19 protein-coding genes and 1 tRNA gene are annotated in these 23,561 nt (G+C 40.7%); 5 read left to right on the forward strand and 15 right to left on the reverse strand.

Going from position 1 to position 23,561, the window contains the following annotated elements; translation table 11 throughout:
* From QM374_RS08915 to QM374_RS08935, 5 genes are all read right to left on the reverse strand, one after another.
* A partial coding sequence (locus tag QM374_RS08915) for a transposase (protein ID WP_414311516.1) occupies nucleotides 1-245 on the reverse strand: 245 nt, incomplete at its 3' end.
* Between the two features lie 182 nt (nucleotides 246-427).
* Entirely contained in the window at nucleotides 428-2,758 is a 2,331-nt protein-coding gene (locus QM374_RS08920) for a DNA translocase FtsK (protein WP_414311517.1), read from the reverse strand.
* A gap of 90 nt (nucleotides 2,759-2,848) precedes the next feature.
* Complete coding sequence (locus QM374_RS08925) at nucleotides 2,849-4,804, reverse strand: fructose-specific PTS transporter subunit EIIC (RefSeq protein ID WP_371559241.1); 1,956 nt, start codon at nucleotides 4,802-4,804, stop codon at nucleotides 2,849-2,851.
* Entirely contained in the window at nucleotides 4,801-5,712 is a 912-nt protein-coding gene (gene pfkB, locus QM374_RS08930) for a 1-phosphofructokinase (RefSeq protein ID WP_371559240.1), read from the reverse strand. Before pfkB ends, QM374_RS08925 begins: the two co-directional genes overlap by 4 nt.
* Nucleotides 5,709-6,449 carry a DeoR family transcriptional regulator gene (locus QM374_RS08935; RefSeq protein ID WP_049532557.1) on the reverse strand — a complete coding sequence of 247 codons (741 nt, stop codon included), beginning with the start codon at nucleotides 6,447-6,449 and terminating at the stop codon, nucleotides 5,709-5,711. The genes pfkB and QM374_RS08935 overlap by 4 nt, the downstream gene beginning before the upstream one ends.
* 160 nt (nucleotides 6,450-6,609) lie before the next feature.
* Here QM374_RS08935 and QM374_RS08940 point away from each other — a divergent pair.
* Nucleotides 6,610-6,697 (forward strand) — tRNA-Ser (locus tag QM374_RS08940).
* A 129-nt stretch (nucleotides 6,698-6,826) separates the two neighbouring features.
* Here QM374_RS08940 and QM374_RS08945 read toward each other — a convergent pair.
* The 7 genes from QM374_RS08945 to QM374_RS08975 all read right to left on the reverse strand — a co-directional run bounded on the left by QM374_RS08945 (nucleotide 6,827) and on the right by QM374_RS08975 (nucleotide 16,115).
* Nucleotides 6,827-8,161 (reverse strand): Nramp family divalent metal transporter, encoded by a 1,335-nt coding sequence (locus QM374_RS08945; RefSeq protein ID WP_371559239.1) that lies wholly within the window; start codon nucleotides 8,159-8,161, stop codon nucleotides 6,827-6,829.
* 355 nt (nucleotides 8,162-8,516) lie between these two features.
* Nucleotides 8,517-11,693, reverse strand: coding sequence for a carbamoyl-phosphate synthase large subunit (gene carB, locus QM374_RS08950; RefSeq protein ID WP_414311518.1), 3,177 nt, complete (start codon nucleotides 11,691-11,693; stop codon nucleotides 8,517-8,519).
* A 447-nt stretch (nucleotides 11,694-12,140) separates the two neighbouring features.
* A complete protein-coding gene (locus tag QM374_RS08955) occupies nucleotides 12,141-13,220 on the reverse strand; it encodes a carbamoyl phosphate synthase small subunit (protein WP_000166838.1) in 1,080 nt (359 codons plus the stop codon).
* Between the two features lie 49 nt (nucleotides 13,221-13,269).
* Entirely contained in the window at nucleotides 13,270-14,193 is a 924-nt protein-coding gene (locus tag QM374_RS08960; RefSeq protein WP_414311519.1) for an aspartate carbamoyltransferase catalytic subunit, read from the reverse strand.
* A 19-nt stretch (nucleotides 14,194-14,212) separates the two neighbouring features.
* Nucleotides 14,213-14,734, reverse strand: coding sequence for a bifunctional pyr operon transcriptional regulator/uracil phosphoribosyltransferase PyrR (gene pyrR / locus QM374_RS08965; RefSeq protein WP_049549150.1), 522 nt, complete (start codon nucleotides 14,732-14,734; stop codon nucleotides 14,213-14,215).
* A gap of 208 nt (nucleotides 14,735-14,942) precedes the next feature.
* Nucleotides 14,943-15,572, reverse strand: a complete 630-nt coding sequence (gene nth, locus QM374_RS08970) for an endonuclease III (RefSeq protein WP_414311520.1) — start codon at nucleotides 15,570-15,572, stop codon at nucleotides 14,943-14,945.
* Nucleotides 15,573-16,115, reverse strand: a complete 543-nt coding sequence (locus tag QM374_RS08975) for a YceD family protein (protein WP_414311521.1) — start codon at nucleotides 16,113-16,115, stop codon at nucleotides 15,573-15,575.
* A gap of 169 nt (nucleotides 16,116-16,284) precedes the next feature.
* Here QM374_RS08975 and QM374_RS08980 point away from each other — a divergent pair, with 169 nt between their 5' ends.
* On the forward strand, nucleotides 16,285-16,614 hold the full coding sequence (locus QM374_RS08980) for a helicase BlpT (protein WP_414311522.1): 330 nt from the start codon (nucleotides 16,285-16,287) through the stop codon (nucleotides 16,612-16,614).
* Nucleotides 16,615-16,960: 346 nt separating this feature from the next.
* Nucleotides 16,961-18,520 carry an ATP-binding cassette domain-containing protein gene (locus QM374_RS08985; RefSeq protein ID WP_414311523.1) on the forward strand — a complete coding sequence of 520 codons (1,560 nt, stop codon included), beginning with the start codon at nucleotides 16,961-16,963 and terminating at the stop codon, nucleotides 18,518-18,520.
* 44 nt (nucleotides 18,521-18,564) lie between these two features.
* On the opposite strand, the gene htpX is transcribed toward QM374_RS08985, so the two are convergent.
* Complete coding sequence (gene htpX, locus QM374_RS08990) at nucleotides 18,565-19,464, reverse strand: zinc metalloprotease HtpX (protein ID WP_315638843.1); 900 nt, start codon at nucleotides 19,462-19,464, stop codon at nucleotides 18,565-18,567.
* A gap of 1 nt (nucleotide 19,465) precedes the next feature.
* Entirely contained in the window at nucleotides 19,466-20,026 is a 561-nt protein-coding gene (locus QM374_RS08995; RefSeq protein ID WP_414311524.1) for a LemA family protein, read from the reverse strand.
* Nucleotides 20,027-20,120: 94 nt separating this feature from the next.
* Between QM374_RS08995 and rsmG the strand changes: the two genes are divergently transcribed.
* On the forward strand, nucleotides 20,121-20,834 hold the full coding sequence (gene rsmG, locus QM374_RS09000; RefSeq protein WP_414311525.1) for a 16S rRNA (guanine(527)-N(7))-methyltransferase RsmG: 714 nt from the start codon (nucleotides 20,121-20,123) through the stop codon (nucleotides 20,832-20,834).
* Between the two features lie 359 nt (nucleotides 20,835-21,193).
* A complete protein-coding gene (locus QM374_RS09005) occupies nucleotides 21,194-22,477 on the forward strand; it encodes a uracil-xanthine permease family protein (RefSeq protein WP_301559710.1) in 1,284 nt (427 codons plus the stop codon).
* 110 nt (nucleotides 22,478-22,587) lie between these two features.
* On the opposite strand, the gene QM374_RS09010 is transcribed toward QM374_RS09005, so the two are convergent.
* Nucleotides 22,588-23,286 (reverse strand): CPBP family intramembrane glutamic endopeptidase, encoded by a 699-nt coding sequence (locus tag QM374_RS09010; protein ID WP_414311526.1) that lies wholly within the window; start codon nucleotides 23,284-23,286, stop codon nucleotides 22,588-22,590.
* Nucleotides 23,287-23,561 lie beyond the last annotated feature (275 nt).

The raw sequence follows: 23,561 nt of genomic DNA on the forward strand, positions 1-23,561 counted from the left end.
ATAACAGAATCCTCCGGAGCTAGACCAAGAAAAAATTTAAAGGCCATATCTGACAAGGAACGTTCCACCACATCGACATCTGATAACTTATAAATATCTTTTAACAAGAGATATTTAAACATCATAATCGGTGAATAAGCTTTACGCCCAAAATCGGGACGATAATTCTTTTCTAGTTCATCATAAATAAAGCTAAAATCACAGAGTTCAGTTAGCTGACGTAAAAAGTGGGTTTTAGGAACCACGCCACGATATTATACAAACTAGAATAAGGACTGACATCCATAGTTAACTGATTATCAAGCATCATTTCACCTCATCTCTAGTATAACAAAAAAGCCATCTATTGGATGACTTTTTCAGTGGGCTCATTTTGACTAACTTTTTAATAAAGTTTCCATGCATTTTTATACTTTTTTTACGTTTTTTATTGTTGTAAAACCTTTCGCGGCTTCGTTCCTTCTGCAGGTCCGATAACTCCAGCCATCTCTAATTCTTCCATCAAGCGAGTTGCTCGGTTAAAACCAACTGATAATCGACGTTGAATCATGGATGCGCTCGCTTTTTGAGTTTCAATAACCAAAGCCTTGGCTTCTTCAAATAGCGGATCTCCTCCATCTTCGCCAGAAGCAGACTCACCTTCTGTCTCAGAAACTTCTCCTGGATCAAAACTGTCATCATAATCAGCATCTGCTTGAGCCTTAATGAAGCTAACAATACGCTCCACATCATCATCCGAGATAAAGGAGCCTTGCAAGCGAACCGGGTGGTTTTCATCGATTGGTTTAAAGAGCATGTCCCCTCGACCAAGCAATTTCTCAGCACCATTTTCATCTAAGATAGTTCGCGAATCCGTTCCAGAAGATACAGCAAAGGCTACACGTGACGGTACATTAGCCTTAATCAGACCAGAAATAACATCCACTGAAGGACGCTGGGTCGCGAGGATCATATGAATACCAGCCGCACGCGCCTTCTGTCCAAGACGGATAATTGCATCTTCTACTTCCTTGCTGGCAACCATCATCAAATCTGCCAACTCATCGACAATCACAACAATCAAAGGCAGAGGTACTTGTTTGTACTCAGACTGAGCGTTGAATTCTTCAACCTTGGCATTGAAACCAGCGATATTACGAACTCCAATTTTGGCAAAGAGTTCATAACGGTTTTCCATCTCATCAACAACCTTTTGCAAAGCCTTACTAGCCTTACGAGGATTAGTTACAACTGGAATCAAGAGGTGAGGAATATCATTATAGACTGACAACTCAACCATCTTAGGATCCACCATCATAAACTTGACTTGGTCTGGACGTGCCTTCATGAGAATACTTGCAATGATACCATTGACTGCAACAGATTTACCAGAACCTGTCGAACCAGCCACAAGTAAGTGAGGCATTTTAGCCAGGTCGAAACTGCGAGCTGTACCATTGACGGCTTTGCCAAGGGGAATTTCTAGCAGATTTTCAGGTTTAGTTTGCGATTGTTCCCAGAGTTCTCGGAAAGATACGGTCGCAATTTCAGAGTTAGGCACTTCAATCCCGACCAAGGATTTCCCTGGAATTGGAGCTTCGATGCGGACATCTTTCGCAGCCAAGGCCAGAGCCAAGTCATCTGCTAGATTGGAAATGCGATTGACACGAACACCAACTGCTGGCTTAACTTCGTACTTGGTAACTGATGGTCCGATTTCAGCACGTTCAACCGTTACCTTGATACCGAAACTCGCAAAGGTTTCTTCCAAAATCTTGATATTTTCGCGAACGATTTTCTTTTCCTTGGACTGGTCTTTTGGTTTATCGGGTGCGAAGAGTTGCAAGCTGGGGAGTTTGTACTCTAAAGCTTTTTTAGCAGAAAAATCTACTTCAACATCTTCATCTTCTGCATAGTCATCCTCCTGAGGAATGTCATCTACTTTAGGATAATCATAGTCCGCTTGCGGGAGAATAATCTCAGGTTCCACCCATTCTTCCTCTGGAAGGGGTGGTAAATCATCAAAGTGAACAGGAGGAGCTTCTAAAATCTCGCCAGTTTCCATATCAACAGGAGGGATATCCAATAAGGCTTGCTCCGCTTGTTCTTTTTCTAGTCTTTCCTGTTCTTCTGCTTCTTTGCGAGCTTTTTCTTCTTCTCGTTTGATGAAGCGTTCTTGTTTCCTCTGCTCACGTCGCTCCATCCAAAGTGCAAAACGTACTCCAAGAAAATCAGCGACATCATAGACAGACCAGGGACTAACTAGAAGAGCACCAATCAAGATTAAGATAGCTCCGATAAAGTAAGTACCAATATTTGAAAAAAGAAAGGCGACTGGAATATAAAGGGCAACACCTAGCAGCCCTCCCCCAGCAAAGCTAGTCACACGAAAACCTGTCAAATCCGTCAACACTTGGGCCAAAGTCCCCTTTAAGACAGACTGCTCGATGCCATATTTCCATACTAGATAAGCTTCAAAAATCAGCAATAAGCCTGAAAAAATGCAAAGAAAACCTGAGATCAGACCTTCTTGCTTCCGAATCCATTTGAAGAAAAAAAGATAGACTAGGACGACAAAAATGACCAGATAGGCCAGACTTCCTACTAATAGACGAATGAGATTATAGAGGGTGAGTCCCACTGCTCCTAATTTCAGAGCAGCGAACATTAAGCAAAAAGCTATAACTAAGGAAATTAACATCCGTTGAATAGCTTGCTTTCTTTCTAATTCAGCTTTTGACGGTCTCCGTCTTGTTTTACTTGTATTCTTGTTTGCCATGCTTCTATTATACCATATTTCAGAAACATCTAGAGAAATCAAAAAAATGACCGTCCACTTTCGTGATCAGTCATTTGAATGTATTTGTAATTATTTTTCTAAAGGTTTACGAAGGTAACCATAAACTACACCACTAACAAGTGCTCCAATCAAGACAAAGACAAGGTAAAGAAGGGCATTTGTTGTAAGGGCGATAACGAAGATTCCTCCGTGAGGTGCCATGAGTTTGATACCTGCAAGACCAACAAGTCCACCTGCCACTGCTGAACCAAGGATAAAGCTTGGGATAGCACGAGCTGGGTCAGCCGCACCAAATGGAATCGCTCCTTCAGTGATGAATGACAAGCCCATAACGATGTTAGTCAAACCAGAGTTGCGTTCTTCTTTAGTAAATTTATCTTTGAAAAGAAGTGTTGCAACGAAGATCGCAAGTGGTGGAACCATTCCTCCAGCCATAACTGCTGCCATAGCTACTGAACCACCTGTTGACACTGTTGCTGCAAGAGTACCCGTACCAAAGACATAGGCTGCTTTATTGACAGGTCCACCCATATCGACAGCCATCATTCCTCCAAGAACGATACCAAGAAGGACAGCTGAACCGCCTCCAAGACCTGAAAGGAAGTCGTTCATTGCAGTGTTGATTGCTGCCATTGGGATGTTAACAGCAAGCATAACAAATCCTGTCAAGACTGTTCCAAGAAGTGGCAAGAGAAGGATTGATTTAGCACCTTCAAGTGAACGTGGAACCTTCACGTATTTCTTAACCAAAAGTACCAAGGCACCAGCGATAAATCCACCAACAAGAGCTCCTAGGAAACCTGATGATACACCTGCAAGAGCTGAAGTTGCTTCACCACCTTGAGCATAAGGGATTTTACCAAAGGCAAAACCTTCTTTGGCAATAGCTCCAGCTACGAAACCTGCTACCAAACCTGGTTTTTCAGCGATTGAGTAAGCAACATATCCTGCAAATACTGGAAGCATCAAACCAAAGGCTGATCCACCGATTTTCATGAACATAGAAGCGAGTTCATGGTAAGAACCAAGATTTCCAAGGCTCTCATTTGGAACCCCCAAAGCACCATCAATCAAGAAGGCGAGGGCAATCATGATACCACCACCGATAACGAATGGCAACATTTGTGATACACCACTCATCAAGTGTTTGTAGAAGGCACCACCTAGACTTTGTTTTTCATTAGATGCTGTTGAAGCTTGCGCTCCATTAGCAGCACGATATACTTCAGCATTACCAGAAAGAGCCAAGTTGATCAACTCTTCTGTCTTACGAATACCATCTGCAACTGGACGATTGACCAATGGTTTACCATCGAAACGATCCATCTCAACTGCTTTATCTGCAGCGATGATAACAGCTTTGGCATTGCGGATATCCTCTGCTGTTAATTTGTTGCCAACACCACTTGCACCGTTGGTTTCAACCTTGATACCAACACCCATTTCAGCAGCCACTTTTTGAAGAGCTTCTTGTGCCATGTATGTGTGGGCAATTCCTGTTGTACAAGCTGTAACTGCTACGATAAAGTCACCAGATTCATTTGCAGGAGCTAGTGATGGTTTTTGAGCTTTTTCTGAAGCTTGGTCAAAGAGTTCAATGACTTGATCAGCTGATGTTACTTGACGAAGTTTGTCAGCAAATCCGTCTTTCATCAAATATTGTGACAATTCTGCCAAGGCAGCCAAGTGAGTATCATTGGCACCTTCTGGAGCCGCAATCATAAAGAAGAGGTCAGTTGGTTGTCCATCTAAACTTTCGTAGTCAACACCCTTGTTTGACTTAGCAAAGAGAACAGTCGCTTCCTTAACAGCAGCATTTTTGCTGTGTGGCATTGCGATACCATCACCCAAACCTGTAGAAGTCAAAGCTTCACGCGCTAAAATTCCTTCTTTAAAGGTTTCAAAATCTGTCACGTATCCGTGTTCAACCAAGCTATGAACCATTTCTTCGATAGCTGCTGTTTTTTCAGTTGCTTGCAAATCAAGCAACATGACATCTTTTCTCAATAAATCTTGAATTTTCATCTTTTTTCTACCTCAACTTTTTCATAAGTTTCTTTAATAAATGCTGCAGTCGCCAAGTCATCTGAGAAGGTTGTTGCTGTTCCACAAGCCACTCCCCATTTGAAGGCTTCTACTGCGTCTTTTGATTTGACAAACTCACCAGTAAATCCAGCAACCATAGAGTCACCAGCCCCAACTGAGTTTTTCACTGTTCCCTTGATCGGTTTAGCAAAGTAAGCTCCCTCTGATGTTACCAGAAGGGCACCGTCACCAGCCATAGAGATGATGACATTTTGAGCACCTTTAGCCAGCAATTCTCGAGCGTATTTTTCAATCTCATCTAAACTTTCGAGCTTGACTCCAAAGATAGCTCCAAGTTCATGATTATTTGGTTTGACCAAAAGTGGTTGATAATCCAAACTATCGATTAAGGTCTGACCTTCAAAGTCACAGACCACTTGAGCACCCGTTTGACGAGTCAAGGCAATCAAATCCTTATAGATGACATTGCCTAAGTTTTTAGCACTCGAACCCGCAAATACTACTGTATCTTCTGCTGTCAGACTTGAAAGAATATCTTTTAGCTCTTCCAATTGCTCAGGTTCAACTGTAGGACCTGTCCCATTGATTTCGGTTTCTTGATCTGCTTTAATCTTAACGTTGATACGCGTATCTTCTGCCACTTGGACAAATCGTGTTTCAATTTGCTCTTCAGCTAAAGTATCTGTGATAAATTTACCAGTAAAACCTCCGATAAATCCAGTCGCTGTATTTGAAATATCCAAGCGTTTCAAGACACGGCTAACATTGATTCCCTTACCACCAGCAAACTTATCATCACTATCCATACGATTAACACTACCAACTTCCACTTTATCCAGACGGACAATGTAGTCAATAGATGGATTTAGCGTGACTGTATAAATCATACTTCGATAACCTCCGTTTTTTCTTTGATAGCTGGCAAGAGTTCGTGACCCTTGCTTGTAATGACAATAGCTCGTTTTATAGGGGCGACCTTAGCGAAACAAGACTGACCAATCTTGGATGAATCCGCCAAAATATAGGTTTGTTTGGCATTTTCTAAAATAGCTCGCTTAACCGCTCCCTCCTCCATATCTGGAGTTGTATAATAACCGTCGTCTACTCCGTTCATTCCGATAAAGGCACGATCAAAGTGTAGTTGGTTAATCTGGTTGAGAGCCACTCCTCCGATACTGGCATCAGTTGTCATCTTGACTCCACCACCGATAATCACAGTTGGAATTTGCTTATCCACTAATTGTACCGCATGGTGAATGGAGTTGGTTACAACAGTAATGTCTTTTCGCTCCAATTCCTTAATGAGAAAGGCTGTTGTACTTCCTGCATCCACAAAGATAACATCTTTTTCTTTGATGAGGGAAGCTGCTTTCTGCGCAATCAATTTTTTCTCTTGAAGGTTTTTGACAGATTTTTCTTGAATGGTTTCTTCTTCTTGCAAGGAGTGAGGCAACTCTGCTCCTCCATGAACTCGGCGAAGTTTATTTTCCGATTCCAATTCATCTAAATCTCGTCTAACCGTTGATTCTGACGTGTCTAACAAACCTACTAATTTCTCTAGAGAAACGACTTTATGTTTGCCCAGCTCCTCTAAAATCAATTTTTTTCTCTCGGTTTTTAGCACTTACTCACCTCCTGTTAACGATTACAATAATCATTCTACCACAAAAAAATCAAAGTCAAGCACTTTTTGTCACTTTCTTTCATTTTCTATCATTTTGCCAATTGTTTGAATTTTATTTGCAAGATAATTCCCTTTATGATAAACTATTTTAGTAAGTATTGGAAGATTACTCAAGAGGCTTAAGAGGCCGTGTTGGAAACGCGGTAGGCGTGTGAAAGCGTGCGTGGGTTCGAATCCCATGTCTTCCGTTGCTATAGTGTGGCTGCATCTTCATGCAGCTTTTTATAATGGATTTTCGTCTATCAATGATTTGAATTGCAAAAAATCACCCAAGAGTTAACTCTCGGGTGATTTTTTCTACTTCATGTTAAAAGATCTTAAAAAATATCAAACAGCAATTTCACATTGAGGATGGTCAAGATAATGGAAACGATATAACCAAGGATAGTATTCCATTTGGCATTGGTAAATTCTCCCATCAGTGATTTTTTTGAAGTGAGATAAATCAAGGGGAAGATTGAAAATGGAAGAGCGATTGAGAGAAAGACCTGTGAATAAACCAATAACTGATCCAAAGTTTTTTCCTGATGACCAAACAGAACCGCTACTATCATGACAGGGAGCAAGGCAAAGAGACGAGTCGCCAAACGAATGAACCACTGAGGCAATCGCAAATGTAAGAAACCTTCCATAACGATTTGTCCAGTCAAGGTACCCGTAATTGTCGAATTTTGACCACTGGCTAATAAAGCCAAGGCAAACAAGGTTGATAAGGTCGAGCTAGCTATAGCTCCTGCAATAGTAGAATCCTGCAAGGCATTATACATTTGAGAGAAGGCAGAAATCTCAGATGCATGGCCGAAAAAGAGAGCCGCCCCGAGAATTAATAGAAGGGAGTTAACCACAAAGGCCAAGGATAATTGGAGATTTGAATCCCAGGTCATAAAGCGCACGGCTTTTCGAACATCATTCTTGTCCTTGTGATTGATTTTCCGAGTTTGAGACAAGGAAGAATGCAAATAGAGGTTATGGGGCATAACCGTTGCTCCCACGATCCCTAGTGCCAAGGTTAATTGACTTTCATGCCCTGGCAAGGGACTTTCAAATAAGGTTGCATTCGGTAGATAACCCTCAACGATTCCTTGGAAGCTTGGATGTGACAAAGCTACCAGATAGGTAAAAATTGCTAGAATGGTTAAAATCAGTGTTGTCACAATAGCTTCAATCTTCTTAAAGCCAAATTTCATCAGAAGCAATAAGAGAAAAACATCCAACACGGTCAAGAGAATTGCTATCATAATCGGAATCTTAAAGAGAAGATTGAGAGCAATCGCTGAACCTAGAACTTCTGCCAGATCTGTCGCCATCAAGGCTAATTCTAAAATCACCCATAGACTATAACGAAGCCATTTAGGTGAATGATGAGCCGTTGCTTGAGCCAGGTCCATCTGGGTTACAATCCCAAGCTTTCCTGCCATCTGCTGAAGTTGCATGGCAATGAGAGATGAAATCAAGATAACAAACAAGAGACTATACTTATAGGAAGCACCACCGACTACACTGGTAATCCAGTTTCCTGGATCCATATAACCAACTGCGACAAGAGCACCCGGACCTAAAAAGGCCTTTAAATTTTGCCAGAAATGATTGTTATTTGGAGTATCGATAGATTGATTAATCTCAGAGAGTGACACTTTTTTATGAGAAGACATAGATACTTACCTCTTTCTAAACCTACTTTTTCATTATTTTCTATTAGAGAAAAATAAGATTGACTTTAAACTATTAAAACAATGAAAACTATATGAAAAACATTTAGTTTTTTCATTATTTTTCTTAAGGCACCTTAATTATAAAAAATATGATAAAAACTTAAGAAAATTCAACAAAATTTTAGGGAAAGTCAGAATAAGTCTACTCATTAACGATAATGATAAATCTATTGATAAACTTTGACATTTAATGGTGAACTGTAACTATTATTTCTAACTCGATTTCTCTATAAAAGAGGAAAAACCAGCGTCTTTTGACGCTGGATAAAAGCTACTTAGATCATTTAACAAGAAACTAAATGGCTTCTGTAACGAAGCTACGGCTTTCAAGTACCTTAAGCATAGCATCCGCTGTATCCAAAGCTGTAAAGAGAGGAACTCCGTGTTCAATAGCTGAACGGCGGATTTGTTCACCATCTTCATCAGCAGTTCGCTTAGTACCAACTGTGTTGATGATAGCTTGGATTTTCCCTTTACGAACATAGCTTGGGATATCATGTTCATCATCACCAATCTTACCAACGAGTTGAGCCTTCAAGCCATGACTTTCAAAGAAAGCTGCTGTTCCTTGAGTCGCAAGGATACCATAACCAATATTTTGGAAACGACGAGCCAAATCCAAAGCTTCTTCCTTGGCATCATCAGCGATAGTAAAGACAACATTTCCAAAGGTTGGCAAGTGAAGATAAGAAGCTTCAAAGGCCTTGTAGAGAGCTTTTTCAAGAGTCGTATCAGAACCCATAACCTCCCCTGTTGACTTCATTTCAGGACCAAGCAAGCTATCTACTTTCGCTAGCTTGGTAAATGAGAAGACTGGTGCTTTAATATGAACACGACTACTTTCTGGGTAAAGTCCATCTTGGTAACCAAGTTCTTCAAGACTTTGACCAAGAATTAACTTAGTTGCAACCTGAGCCATCGGGATATTGGTTACTTTTGATAGGAATGGAACAGTACGGCTGGCACGTGGATTGACCTCAATAACGTAGACTTTCTCATCCTTGATGACAAACTGAATGTTCATCATACCAAGACAGTTAAGGCCGATTGCTAGGCGTTTTGTGTAGTCTGCAATCGTTTCTTGCACTTTTTGAGACAAGGTTTGTGGAGGGTAAACAGCCATGGAGTCACCTGAGTGGACACCGGCACGTTCGATATGTTCCATGATACCTGGGATGAGGACATTTTGTCCATCTGAGATAGCATCTACTTCACATTCTTGTCCAACGATATAAGAGTCTACAAGAACTGGATGATCTGGACTTGCCTTAACGGCTGTGCGCATGTAAGAACGGAGATCTTCTTCGTTTTCTACAATTTCCATAGCACGTCCACCCAAGACATAAGAAGGACGAACAAGGACTGGGAAACCAATCTTGCGGGCTGCAAGTACTGCTTCTTCTTCGTTTGTTGCAGTCTGTCCAGGAGGCTGTGGAATATCCAAGTCTTTGAGGGCTTGTTCGAAGAGGTCACGGTCTTCGGCACGGTCTAGGTCAGCAACCTGCGTACCAAGGATAGTCACACCTGCCTTAGCCAATGGCTCAGCAAGGTTGATAGCTGTTTGACCACCAAATTGAACGATAACACCTTTTGGTTGCTCCAAATCGATGACATTCATGACATCTTCAAATGTCAATGGTTCAAAGTAAAGTTTATCTGATACAGAGAAGTCTGTTGAAACTGTCTCTGGGTTTGAGTTCATAATGATGGCTTCGTAGCCAGCAGCTTGAATCGCCTTAACAGAGTGAACTGTTGCGTAGTCAAACTCAACCCCTTGACCAATACGGATTGGACCAGAACCTAGGACCAGTACAGATTCCTTTTCAGACTTGATGGATTCGTTTTCCCAACCATAGGTTGAATAGAAGTATGGAGTTTCTGATTCAAACTCTGCCGCACAAGTATCAACCATCTTGTAAACTGGAACAATCTTGTTTTCCAAACGAAGTTGGCGAACTTGATCAGCTGTAGTATTCCAGAGTTCAGCAATCTTACGGTCTGAAAAACCATTCAATTTTGCAGTTTTCAAAACTTCAAGATCTTGTGGATGTGTGCCTAATTCTTGCTCAATTTCAAAGATATGCAATAGTTTATCCAGATAAAAGATATCGATTTTTGTCAGCTCAGCAATTTCTTCTGGTGTGTAACCACGGCGAATGGCTTCTGATACATAGAAGAGACGGTCATCCTGTGCTTTGACAACTTTTTCAATCAAGGCATCATCTGAAACATCTGCAAGTTCAGGCATTTCATTGTGATGCACCCCAATTTCAAGTGAACGACAAGCTTTAAGAAGTGACTCTTCGATGTTACGACCGATAGCCATAACTTCTCCAGTCGCCTTCATCTGAGTACCAAGACGGCGCTCACCCTTTTCAAACTTATCAAATGGGAAACGTGGAATCTTGGCAACGACGTAATCAAGGGCTGGTTCAAACATGGCATAAGTTGAACCTGTAACTGGGTTGATGACCTCATCTAAGGTCAAACCGACTGCAATCTTAGCAGCCAATTTAGCGATTGGGTAACCTGTCGCCTTAGAAGCAAGGGCTGACGAACGCGATACACGAGGATTTACTTCGATGACATAGTACTTAAAGCTGTGAGGATCGAGAGCCAACTGAACGTTACATCCACCTTCAATCTTGAGAGCGCGGATAATGCTCAAACTTGCATCACGAAGCATTTGGTTTTCATAATCTGACATAGTTTGCGCTGGGGCAAATACGATGGAATCCCCTGTATGAATCCCGACTGGGTCAAAGTTTTCCATGTTACATACAACAAGAGCATTGTCAGCTGAGTCACGCATGACCTCATACTCAATTTCCTTGAAACCTGCAATAGAACGTTCAATCAAACATTGGGTAACAGGTGACAACTTCAAACCATTTTCAGCAATTTCACGCAATTCTTCCTCATTGGCACACATACCACCACCAGTACCACCTAGAGTAAAGGCTGGGCGGACGATAACTGGGTAGCCAATAGTTGCTGCGAAGGCTACGGCTTCTTCCACTGTGTTAACAATTTCTGATTCAGGAATTGGTTGGTTCAGCTCTTCCATCAATTGTTTAAAAAGATCGCGGTCCTCTGCTTGATCGATGGCAGACAATTTAGTCCCTAGAAGTTCTACTCCCAATTCATCAAGAATTCCATTTTTAGACAATTCCATGGCCATGTTAAGCCCTGTTTGCCCACCAAGAGTTGGAAGCAAGGCATCTGGACGTTCTTTACGGAGAATACGAGTTACAAACTCAAGTGTGATTGGCTCAATGTAAACCTTGTCTGCAATTTCCTTATCCGTCATGATGGTTGCAGGGTTTGAGTTCACCAAGACAACCTCATAACCTTCCTCTTTCAAAGACAAGCAAGCCTGAGTTCCAGCATAGTCAAACTCAGCAGCTTGACCAATAATAATCGGACCAGAACCAATCACCATAATTTTTTGAATATCAGTACGTTTAGGCATAGTTTATGATACAAAGCCCGTCAAGAACAAAGCGAAAATAGGAAACTCGGTGCAGACGCCATCAGCGTCAAGACGATGTTTATCTTTTTCGCACAGTTCTTAGGGCGTGTTCACTTTCGCGAACAATGTATCTTCTCCTTTCTATTCGTCGCCTCACAGGGCGACATTAAATAAATTCTCCGACGATTTTTTAGCGAAACGATTTTTTTCGGTAAAAAATCTAGTGCAGGGAGTTTTTAGTTCGCCTAATAGCGACTAAAAGAAACGACCTGCCTTTCTATTCGTCTCCTCACAGGGCGACATTAAATAAGATACAAAGGACGAATAGAAAGCGATTGAATTTTAGGAAACCAAGGAAGGATTGACAATCCGAGTTGGGTTCTCTAAATTCCGAGCTTTCCGTCCGTGTTCAGTTACATAAATTCTCCGACGATTTCACACTCGTCTTTAGTTTGCTTGTTTGAAGGCTTCCATCATCTCGATGAACTCGTCAAATAGATAACTTGCATCGTGCGGACCTGGTGCAGCATCTGGGTGGAATTGCACAGAGAAACCTGGTTGGTATCTGTGACGTACACCTTCAACTGACTTGTCATTGATTTCTTCATGAGTAATCATCAAATGGTCTGGAAAATCTTCACGACTCACTGCATATCCATGGTTTTGACTCGTGAAGTCCACGCGCCCTGTTGCAATTTCGCGTACAGCGTGGTTAAACCCACGGTGACCAAACTTCATCTTATAGGTCTTGGCACCATTTGCCATCGCAAAGAGCTGGTGCCCCATACAAATACCAAAGATTGGAATTTTCCCGAGAATACCACGAATCATATCGAGTGCTTCTGGTACATCTTCTGGATTTCCCGGACCATTTGACAACATAACTCCGTCTGGATTTAAGTGAAGGATTTCCTCTGCTGTTGTAGTATAAGGAACGACCGTTACATTACAATCTCTCTTAGACAACTCTCTTAAGATTGAATGCTTAAGACCAAAGTCTACAAGTACCACACTTAAACCTACTCCTGGAGCTGGGTAAGCAGTTTTTGTAGAAACCTGTTTGATATTATCAATTGGTAAAACAGTCGCTTGAAGCTGATCTGTAATGTGATCAATACTATCTCCCACATGTGTCAGAGTCGCTCTCATAGTCCCATGTTTGCGAATGATTTTTGTCAAAGCACGTGTATCAATACCTGAAATACCAGGGATTTTCTTAGACTTCAAAAATTCATCCAGTGTCATCTGGTTTCGCCAGTTGCTGGCTCTACGAGCTTCTTCAAATACTACTACACCTTTACAGGTTGGACTGATAGACTCGTAGTCATCACGGTTAATCCCATAATTTCCAACCAAGGGATAGGTAAAGGTTAGGATTTGCCCATTATAAGACTGATCCGTAATAGATTCTTGATAACCAGTCATCCCAGTATTAAAGACGATTTCACCAGTTACATCAATATCAGCCCCAAAGGCTTTTCCTTCAAAAATTGTTCCATCTTCTAAAACTAGAAGTCGTTTAGTCATAAATTCACCTCTCGTGGATGCTCTCAGGCATCTTTTAACGTTTTGTGTCTTATTTTGCGTTTCTGTAAGTCAATACAGATTCTAAAATTGCCATTCTGACAAAGACACCATTGGTCATTTGTTGAACAATACGTGATTTTGGTGCTTCGACCAAGTGATCAGCAATTTCAACATCGCGATTTACAGGAGCAGGATGCATCAGAATAGCTTTATCTTTCAAGCAATTATAACGTTCTTGAGTCAAACCATGCTGGGCATGATAGACCTCTTTTGAAAAGACTGTTCCACTTTCATGACGCTCATGTTGAACACGGAGAAACATCATTACATCAACTTGGTCAATGATTTCATCAATGCTTACAAACTGTCCATAGTCTGCAAACTCTTGACTTCTCCATTCCTCAGGGCCAGCAAAGTAGAGTTCTGCTCCTAAGCGTTTTAAGATTTGCATATTGGATTTAGCCACACGCGAATGGTCAAGGTCACCAGCAATGGCTACCTTGAGTCCTTCAAAGTGTCCAAATTCTTCATAAATCGTCATTAAATCAAGCAAGCTCTGGCTTGGGTGTTGGCCCGAACCATCCCCACCATTGATAATCGAAGTCGTAATCGTCGGACTATCGATCAACTCTCTGTAGTAATCCACCTCTGGGTGTCGAATGACACAGGCATCTACTCCCAAGGCTGACAAGGTTAAAATTGTATCGTAGAGTGTTTCACCCTTGTTAACTGAACTTGTTTTCACATCGAAGTCCAGTAGCTGAAGGCCCAGTTTAATCTCTGCTACTTCAAAAGATTTGTGGGTACGAGTCGAACTCTCAAAGAAGAGATTAGAGACGATGTGTTGGTCTTCATAAGAAGCCTTTGCTCCATTTTTAAACTCAATTCCTCGTTTAATCAATTTCATGACTTGTTCTACAGTAAGGTCTTCCATTGAGACTACATGTTGAATGGCTTGTTGATTTTCTGACATGGCTAACTCCTTTGGCTATCTAAGCTTCTTCGGTAATAAGAACACGATCTTGTCCATCTAGTTCAGTCATCTCTACGATGATTTCTTCTGAACGACTGGTTGGGATATTTTTCCCTACATAGTCTGGACGAATCGGTAATTCTCTATGCCCGCGATCAACTAGAACAGCTAAACTCACACGAGAAGGACGACCATGGCTTACGATGTTGTCAATAGCTGCTCGGATGGTCCGACCTGTGTAAAGCACATCGTCCACCAAGATGACCTCACGTTCTGTCACATCAACAGAGATTATAGAAGTATCTTCACCGCTTTTGACATCATCACGGAATGGTTTGGTATCTAACTCAACGACTGGCACTGAGATAGATTCCAACTGTTCCAATCGCTCTTGGATACGGTGGGCAATGAAGACACCGCGTGTTTTTATCCCAGCCAGTACAATCTTGTTCAAATCTTTATTTCGCTCGATAATCTCATAGGTAATTCGAGTAATCGCTCGCTTGACGGTCAATTCGTCTACAACTTCTTTTGTCTTCATGACAAACCTCCAAAAAGAAAAGTCTCCTTAAACAAGGAGACTTCAGAATGTATAGTTAAGCTAGCCCTACCAAAACAGCAGAGACTCCACCCTTCTACTTGATTCAGCTCCTTGCCTGCCTCACGGGACAGGATTAAAGGAATATTTGATTGGTACTACTATAACACAAACCAGGAATCGATGCAAGAAAAAACACAAGAAATCAATTTTATAACGAACTAAAATCGTACAACTGTGGATAGTGATCGCATTCTGGATTTTTCGGATGACAGATAGCACGACCAAAGTAAATCATAGCCTGATGGGCTGCAAGCCATTCTTCTGGTGGCAAAACATCCATGACACGTTTTTCGACCTCAAGGGGTGTAGCTGATTTTTTAACAATATCGTGGTGTTTACAGATTCGCTCTACGTGAGTATCAACTGCAAAGGCCGGAATACCGAAGCCTACGCTCAAAATTACGTTGGCTGTTTTACGACCAACTCCTGCCAAACTCTCTAATTCTTCTCTAGTCCGAGGGACTTGACCATCAAAATCATCCAGTAGTTGCTGGGCACACTTCTTAAGGAACTTAGCTTTATTTCGATAAAGCCCAAGACGAGAAATATACGAGGCAATCTCACTCTCACTTGCATCTGCCATAGCTTGCGGGGTTGGAAAGGCCGCAAAAAGTCCAGGTGTAGCCTTGTTGACTGCCGCATCTGTCGTCTGAGCAGACAGCATAACAGCAACCAGAAGTTCAAAATGATTGCGAAAGTCTAGACTTGGTTTTGCATCTGGAAAAAGAGCGATGATTTCCTCAATGACATGACGGGCACGTTTCTTGGATAAAACCATCTATTCGTCTCCGTCAAACAGTCCTTGTAAACCTGCAAAAGGACTATTTTCTTCCTTCTTGACTGCCTGTTGAGCTTGATACTCTTCCTCAGACATAATTTGCCAGTCATTTCCAGAAACAAATCCTTTCCCAGCTTCTTCCTCAGCTGTTAAGACCTTGATTGGAATATTGAGCAAGATATTATCTGAAACACTTTCAGCCAGGTCGATTTCCCCATTTTCAATCGGTAAAACCAAGTCATCATCTAGAACTTCTTGGTCCAGTTGATTGGTAGCACCTTCCATAAAGACTTCCGTCACTGGATATGATTCATTCAATTCAACCGGCTCCATGCTACGGCTAGAGGCTAAGACGATTGTATAAGACAACTGATAATCTAGGAAAAACATAAGGTCTTCATACTGGACTTTCCCAATAGCGACAATATCTTTTACATCTATAATTTCTTGATTACGGGCACGCAAGTCAGCTGCTAAGTCTAAAGTTTGCTCAAAGTGCAAACCTTCAGGCTGCTTACGAATTTCTTGAATATTTAATTTCATACTTCCTCCATAAAGATTTACTCACTTGATTATACCATGAAAAAAGTTCAAACAAGGTATCTAAACATTTTAAATATTTTTCACTATTTTTTGATATATTTACTATGACATTTTTTGTTTTTGGTGCTATACTATAGACATCAATACATGAGCAAAGGAGGACGCTCATATGGAAGACAAAGAACTAATCTTAGAAGCTTATCAACTCATTTCCGAGTTAAACAAAGCTTACCAAACTTGTAAACAAGGATTGCCTGATGATCTGCGCTTGCAACAAAATATTGACGAGCTACTCAGACAACTTAAAAAGGCAAAGAAACTAGATAACTCTATCTTAGTTGATCTTGAGAAATTTTACCAACATACCAGTCTCTTGATTGGACTTGGCACCCTTAAACTCAATGAAGAAGCTCGCACAGCTTGGCGAAACTATGACAAATTCCACTACGATCAAGTCAAACACGTTTTGACACTCTATGGACCTGTTTTTGGTTTCTAGAAAGATTTGAATTTCTCATTTCTTTTGACAAAGTGTTCCAAAAGGTATAAAATAAACATAATAATTTTCGGAGGTAAGGGAGACATGAACAACTAAGTCTATCAAATAAAGAACCTTTATTTAGTAGATCTTGTTTCTGTCTCTTTTTGTGTGCTCTTTTATGCTCTTTCTTCTGGCATTTTATACTCAATGAAAATCAAAGAGTAAACTAGGAAGCTAGCCGCAAGCTGTACTTGAGTACGGTAAGGCGACGCTGACGTGGTTTGAATTTGATTTTCGAAGAGTATTAAAAGAGTTTTTTTGACATAGACGATTGGCTCTACTAGGTAAAGTAGAGCTTTTTGTTATGCAATATCGACATTCTAGAAAGGGCAATAATATGATAAAAATCAATCATCTGACCATTACACAAAACAAAGATTTAAGAGACCTTGTTTCCGATTTAAACATTACCATCCAAGACGGAGAAAAGGTCGCTATTATAGGCGAAGAAGGAAATGGAAAATCAACCTTACTTCGAACTTTAATGGGAGAAAAATTAGCTGATTTCTATATCAAGGGAGAGATCCAGTCTGACCTTCAGTCCCTGGCCTACATTCCCCAACATCTCCCTGAAGAACTTAAGAAAAAATCTCTACATGACTACTTCTTTTTGGATTCTGCTGAGTTGGACTACAGCATTCTTTATCGTTTGGCTGAGGAGTTGCACTTTGATAGCGACCGTTTTGCTAGCGGCCAAGAAATTGGTAACCTCTCGGGTGGTGAAGCTTTGAAAATTCAGCTCATCCATGAATTGGCCAAACCTTTTGAGATTCTATTTTTAGATGAACCTTCAAATGACCTTGACCTTGAGACGGTTGATTGGCTAAAAGATCAGATTCAAAAGATTAGGCAAACCGTTATTTTCATTTCCCATGATGAAGACTTCCTCTCTCGAACGGCAGATACTATTGTCCACTTGCGACTGGTCAAGCATCGGAAAGAAGCAGAAACGCTAGTCGAGCATTTAGACTATGATCTCTATAGTGAGCAGAGAAAGGCTAGTTTTGTCAGACAAAGCCAGCAAGCTGCCAACGACCAGAGAGCCTATGACAAAACCATGGAAAAACATCGCCGAGTTAAGCAAAATGTAGAAACTGCACTTCGAGCTACCAAAGACAGTACTGCTGGTCGCCTATTGGCTAAAAAGATGAAAACTATTCTCTCTCAAGAAAAACGCTTTGAAAAGGAAGCTCAGTCCATGATCCAAAAACCACTTGAAGAGGAAGAAATCCAACTTTTCTTTTCAGATATAGAGCCATTGGCAGCTTCTAAAGTCTTAATTCGACTGGAAAAGGAAAATTTGTCCATTGGTGAGCATGTTTTAGCTCAGGAGTTACAACTAACTGTCCGTGGTAAAGAAAAAATTGGTATTATCGGGCCAAATGGCATTGGCAAATCCACACTTTTAGCAAAGATACATCAACTACTAAGTGACAAAAGTGAAATTTCACTTGGATTTATGCCACAAAATTACCAAGAAGCATTGCAATTGGATCTATCTCCAGTAGAATTTCTCAGCCAAACTGGACATAAAGAGGAATTACAGAAAATCCAATCCTTCCTAGCCAGTCTCAATTTCAGTTATCCAGAGATGCACCACCAGATTCACTCTTTATCTGGTGGTCAACAAGGTAAACTCCTGCTTTTGGATTTAGTGCTGCGAAAACCAAACTTTCTCCTTCTGGATGAACCCACACGAAATTTTTCTCCAACTTCACAACCTGAAATCAGAAAACTCTTTGCCAATTATCCTGGTGGTCTGGTCACTGTTTCACATGATCGACGTTTCTTAAAAGAAGTCTGTAGAAGTATCTATCGTTTAAGCGAAAATGGGTTAGAAGTCATTGATTTACAAGATTTATAACTGTAGAAAATAGTAAACATCCAGAGGAAAATCTCTGGATGTTTTTACATATGTTTCAAACGCTCAATACGTTCTGAGATTGGCGGATGGGTATAGAAGAGTTTTTGCAAGCCACCTCGTTTTTGAGGATCGTTGATGTAAAGTGCACTGCTAGCATCATCCACATGACGACTCATAGGCTGACTATGGTCCAGCTTACGAAGGGCATTGATCATCCCTTGAGGATTACGAGTCAACTCTACACTTGAAGCATCTGCTAAAAATTCTCGCTGACGAGAGATGGCTAGTTGTACCAAGGTTGCTGCTAGGGGAGCCAAAATAATTGCTAGAAGAGAAACTACTAGCATAATAATTTCAAGTCCACCACTATCTCGGTCATCACTTCTACGACCACGGCCTGCACCACCCCACCACATCATACGACCTGCCATACTAGAAAGCATGGTGATAGCACTAGCAAGGGCAACCGCGATCGTAGAAATCCGAATATCATAGTTACGAATGTGACTGACTTCATGACCAATAACCGCCTCTAACTCTTCACGATTCATAATTGCAAGGAGTCCTGACGTTGCTGCTACCGCTGCATTTTGGGGATTTGAACCCGTAGCAAAGGCATTTAAGCTGGCATCATCGATGATGAAGACTCGTGGCATGGGGATTTGCGCCACCATAGCCATATCTTCCACAACATGATAGAGGGTTGGTGCAGTCTGCTCATTCACCTCACGCGCACCATTCATGCTCATGACTATCTCTGTTGATTGAAAAATCATGGATAAGGCATAGATAAAGCCGATAATCAAAGCGATAACTAAGCCACCAAGACCAGACCGCATAAAGAGGTAACCAACTGCATATCCAACCAAAGCCAAAAGTAAAAAGAATACTAGTAGTAAAATCCAAGTTCTTCGCTTATTACTAGCGATTTGATCATACAACATCCTAGTCACCTAAACCACTAAAATCGACTTTAGGTACTGCCTTTTCTTCTTCAGGAGTCTGAAGGAAATCAGCCACTTTAAAACCAAAGAGTCCAGCAACTAGGTTGCTTGGGAATGTTTCTAATTTAACATTATAGTTGCTAACAACACTATTGTAGAGTTGCCGAGAGTAAGAAATTTTATTTTCAGTATTGGTCAACTCCTCTTGCAACTGTGCAAAGTTGCCACTTGCTTTTAGGTCTGGATAATTTTCTGCAACCGCAAAGATTCCTGAAACCTGACGTGTAAGAGCATCACTAGCCTTCATAGCTTCTGCTGGTGAAGTTGCTGCGGCTACTTGCTTACGAAGTTCTGCAACTTTTTCAAGTGTTGAACCTTCATACTTTGCATATCCTTTCACGGTCTCAATCAAGTTTGGCAAGAGATCGTTACGACGTTTCAACTGAACATCAATCTGACTCCATGCCTCCTTAGTTTGCATGCGATTTTTAACCAAACCGTTATAACTAACAATTACGAAAATAACAATAAGAGCAAGAGCTCCAAGAATAATCCAAGTCATCGTATAATTCCTTTCTGCTTTTAGATTAGTACCAGTATATCAAATTTCCATCTTTTTGTGGTAAAATAAGATGATACTAAAGAAGGAAACTACTATGAAACCAGAAACATTTTATCAACTACTAGCTGAACACAAGATTCTTCTTTCTGACCAGCAAAAATTTCAATTTGAGCGTTATTTTGAACTCTTAGTCGAATGGAACGAAAAAATCAACCTGACTGCTATTACAGAAAAAGAAGAAGTCTATCTCAAACACTTCTATGATTCCATCGCTCCTATTTTACAGGGATTGATTGAAAACCAGCCCATTAAACTCTTAGACATCGGTGCTGGAGCAGGTTTTCCTAGCCTTCCGATGAAGATTCTCTACCCTCATCTAGATGTAACCATTATTGATTCTCTCAATAAACGTATCAACTTTCTGAATCTATTAGCCCAAGAACTAGGGTTAGAAAATGTCCACTTCTATCACGGACGTGCCGAAGACTTGGCCCAAGATAAGAACTTCCGTGCTCAGTTTGATATCGTTACGGCTCGTGCTGTTGCCCGTATGCAGGTCTTGTCCGAGTTGACTATTCCCTACTTAAAAGTCGGTGGAAAATTGCTAGCACTGAAGGCTAGCAATGCCCCAGAGGAATTAACTGAGGCTAAAAATGCCCTTAACCTTCTCTTTAGTAAGGTTGAAGATAATCTCAGTTACACACTTCCTAACGGAGACCCTCGCTACATTACTATTGTAGAGAAGAAAAAAGAAACTCCAAATAAATACCCAAGAAAAGCTGGCATGCCTAACAAACGTCCGCTTTAGAAAGATTAAAAATCTGCAAACTCATACCTCGCTCTCTCATTTCAAGGCTCGGGAAAAAATGATTTACAAAATCATGCCTCGCTTTCTTATTTCAAAGCTTGGGAAAAAATGATTTACAAAATCAAACCTCGCTTTTTTATTTTAAGGCTCGGGAAAAAATGATTTACAAAATCATTTTTTTCTGCTATACTATCCTAAGCAAAGGTTTTTAATGTCATCCCGTGAGGTGACAAAGGCGCAGATCTATATAAAACTCTTTAAAACTTGATAAAGGAGTCTTGTTTTAGAGAGGTCTTACTCTGGGAGCCTATTGCTATAAAATAATGGGCTCTTTTTTGATGCCCAAAAGTGAGGTTAATATGAAACAGGAATCAACTGTTGATTTGCTTTTAGACGTTGACCAACGTCCTTCAGCTGGAAAGGGAATTCTTCTTAGCTTCCAGCACGTATTTGCCATGTTTGGTGCAACCATCTTGGTACCTTTGATCTTGGGAATGCCTGTATCGGTTGCCCTTTTTGCATCAGGTGTAGGAACACTCATTTACATGATCTCTACTGGCTTTAAAGTTCCAGTTTATCTGGGTTCTTCTTTTGCCTTTATCACAGCTATGTCACTTGCCATGAAAGAAATGGGTGGTGATGTATCTGCTGCTCAGACAGGGGTTATCCTGACTGGTCTTGTTTATGTCCTTGTTGCTGCAAGTGTGCGCTTTGCAGGTACAAAATGGATCGACAAACTCTTACCACCAATCATTATCGGTCCTATGATCATTGTTATCGGTCTTGGACTAGCTAGTTCAGCTGTAACCAATGCTGGCCTTGTAGCTGATGGAAACTGGAAAAACGCTCTTGTAGCCGTTGTTACTTTCTTGATTGCTGCCTTTATCAATACAAAAGGAAAAGGCTTCCTACGAATTATCCCATTCCTATTTGCCATTATCGGTGGTTACCTCTTTGCCCTAGCACTTGGATTGGTTGACTTCACTCCTGTTCTTGAAGCTAACTGGTTTGAAATCCCTGGTTTCTACCTACCATTCAATACAGGTGGTGCCTTCAAACAATACGACCTTTACTTCGGTCCTGAAACAATTGCCATCCTACCAATCGCAATAGTAACCATTTCTGAACATATCGGAGACCACACCGTTCTAGGTCAAATCTGTGGACGCCAATTCTTGAAAGAACCTGGTCTACACCGTACCCTTCTTGGTGATGGTATCGCAACATCTGTTTCTGCCTTCCTCGGTGGACCAGCAAATACAACTTACGGAGAAAATACAGGGGTTATCGGTATGACTCGTATCGCTTCTGTCTCAGTTATCCGTAACGCTGCCTTTATCGCAATTGCCCTCAGCTTCCTTGGTAAATTTACTGCATTGATTTCAACAATTCCAAACGCTGTACTCGGTGGTATGTCTATCCTTCTATACGGGGTTATCGCAAGTAACGGTTTGAAAGTCTTGATCAAAGAACGTGTTGACTTTAGCCAAATGCGCAACCTTATCATCGCAAGTGCTATGTTGGTGCTTGGACTTGGTGGTGCTATCCTTAAACTTGGACCAGTTACCCTTTCAGGTACTGCCCTATCAGCTATGACAGGTATCATCCTAAACTTGATCTTGCCATACGAAAACAAAGACTAATCCATATAGAATCAACAAGAGGTCGGGACCAAAATCCCGACCTCTATTTTTATTCACAAGAAGACTTTGATACAGTGACTCATTGGACTGTTGTCAAAAAGTTTGATTTCTTAATTTTCCCAAGCAATCAGAAGATACAAGAGACTTGAACCAAACATATCAGCAAGAGCATGCATGAGAAAGAATGGCAGTAAATTCTTGACTACATACTTGTACAAGAAATAATAAAAGAGACCGTAAACAAGCCCAATCACCAAGGTCCAAAGCAATCCTTGATAGGTATGGAAAGAAATCCGTATAATTACCGAGTAGACTAGAGCCAACCACTTGTGCTTTTCTTTTACTGAAGTCAGTAAGCCTAGGAAGAAAAATTCTTCATAAAAACCATTTAGTAAAGCATAGCAAATCGCTATCGGTGTTAAAGCCATGAATTTTCGAATGATTTCCATGGGGTCTATAAAAGGGATCAACTGAGGATTAAAATAATTATACTCACCACTAAGGGTTGTAATGATATCACCAAAGATACCAACTACAGCAAAGATAAGGGGAACCCAAATTAAAACAGACCAGCTCCAACGTATAGGAAGCTGTTTAAAATCATAATTACGAATCACAAGATAAAGAAAGGTAATCCCTAACATCATCAATTGAAAATTGAAATTACTAGAATAGGCTGCCCCATCACTTGCTAGATTTGTCGTAGTTTCTGCGACGCTAGTAAGAGTTGAAGGCGATAAACTATCCATAAATTGTTGAGTAGAACGAATGATAAACTCTCCAAACATTAGAACAGTAACGATTAAGATATCAAACTATTTTAAGTATTTTCAAGGTCTAGCAAGATAAATACTTTGTAGAAACTTCATATTCCCTCCTTATCTTTAATAATATGGATTGATTATAAAAAAATTATATGAACCAACTTGCTGAAAGATAAAAAAACAGACTTATCAAAGAGCCCACTGAAAAAGTCATCCAATAGATGGCTTTTTTGTTATACTAGAGATGAGGTGAAATGATGCTTGATAATCAGTTAACTATGGATGTCAGTCCTTATTCTAGTTTGTATAATATCGTGGTT

Source organism: Streptococcus infantis, assembly GCF_047465525.1.
GTDB lineage: Bacteria > Bacillota > Bacilli > Lactobacillales > Streptococcaceae > Streptococcus > Streptococcus infantis_R.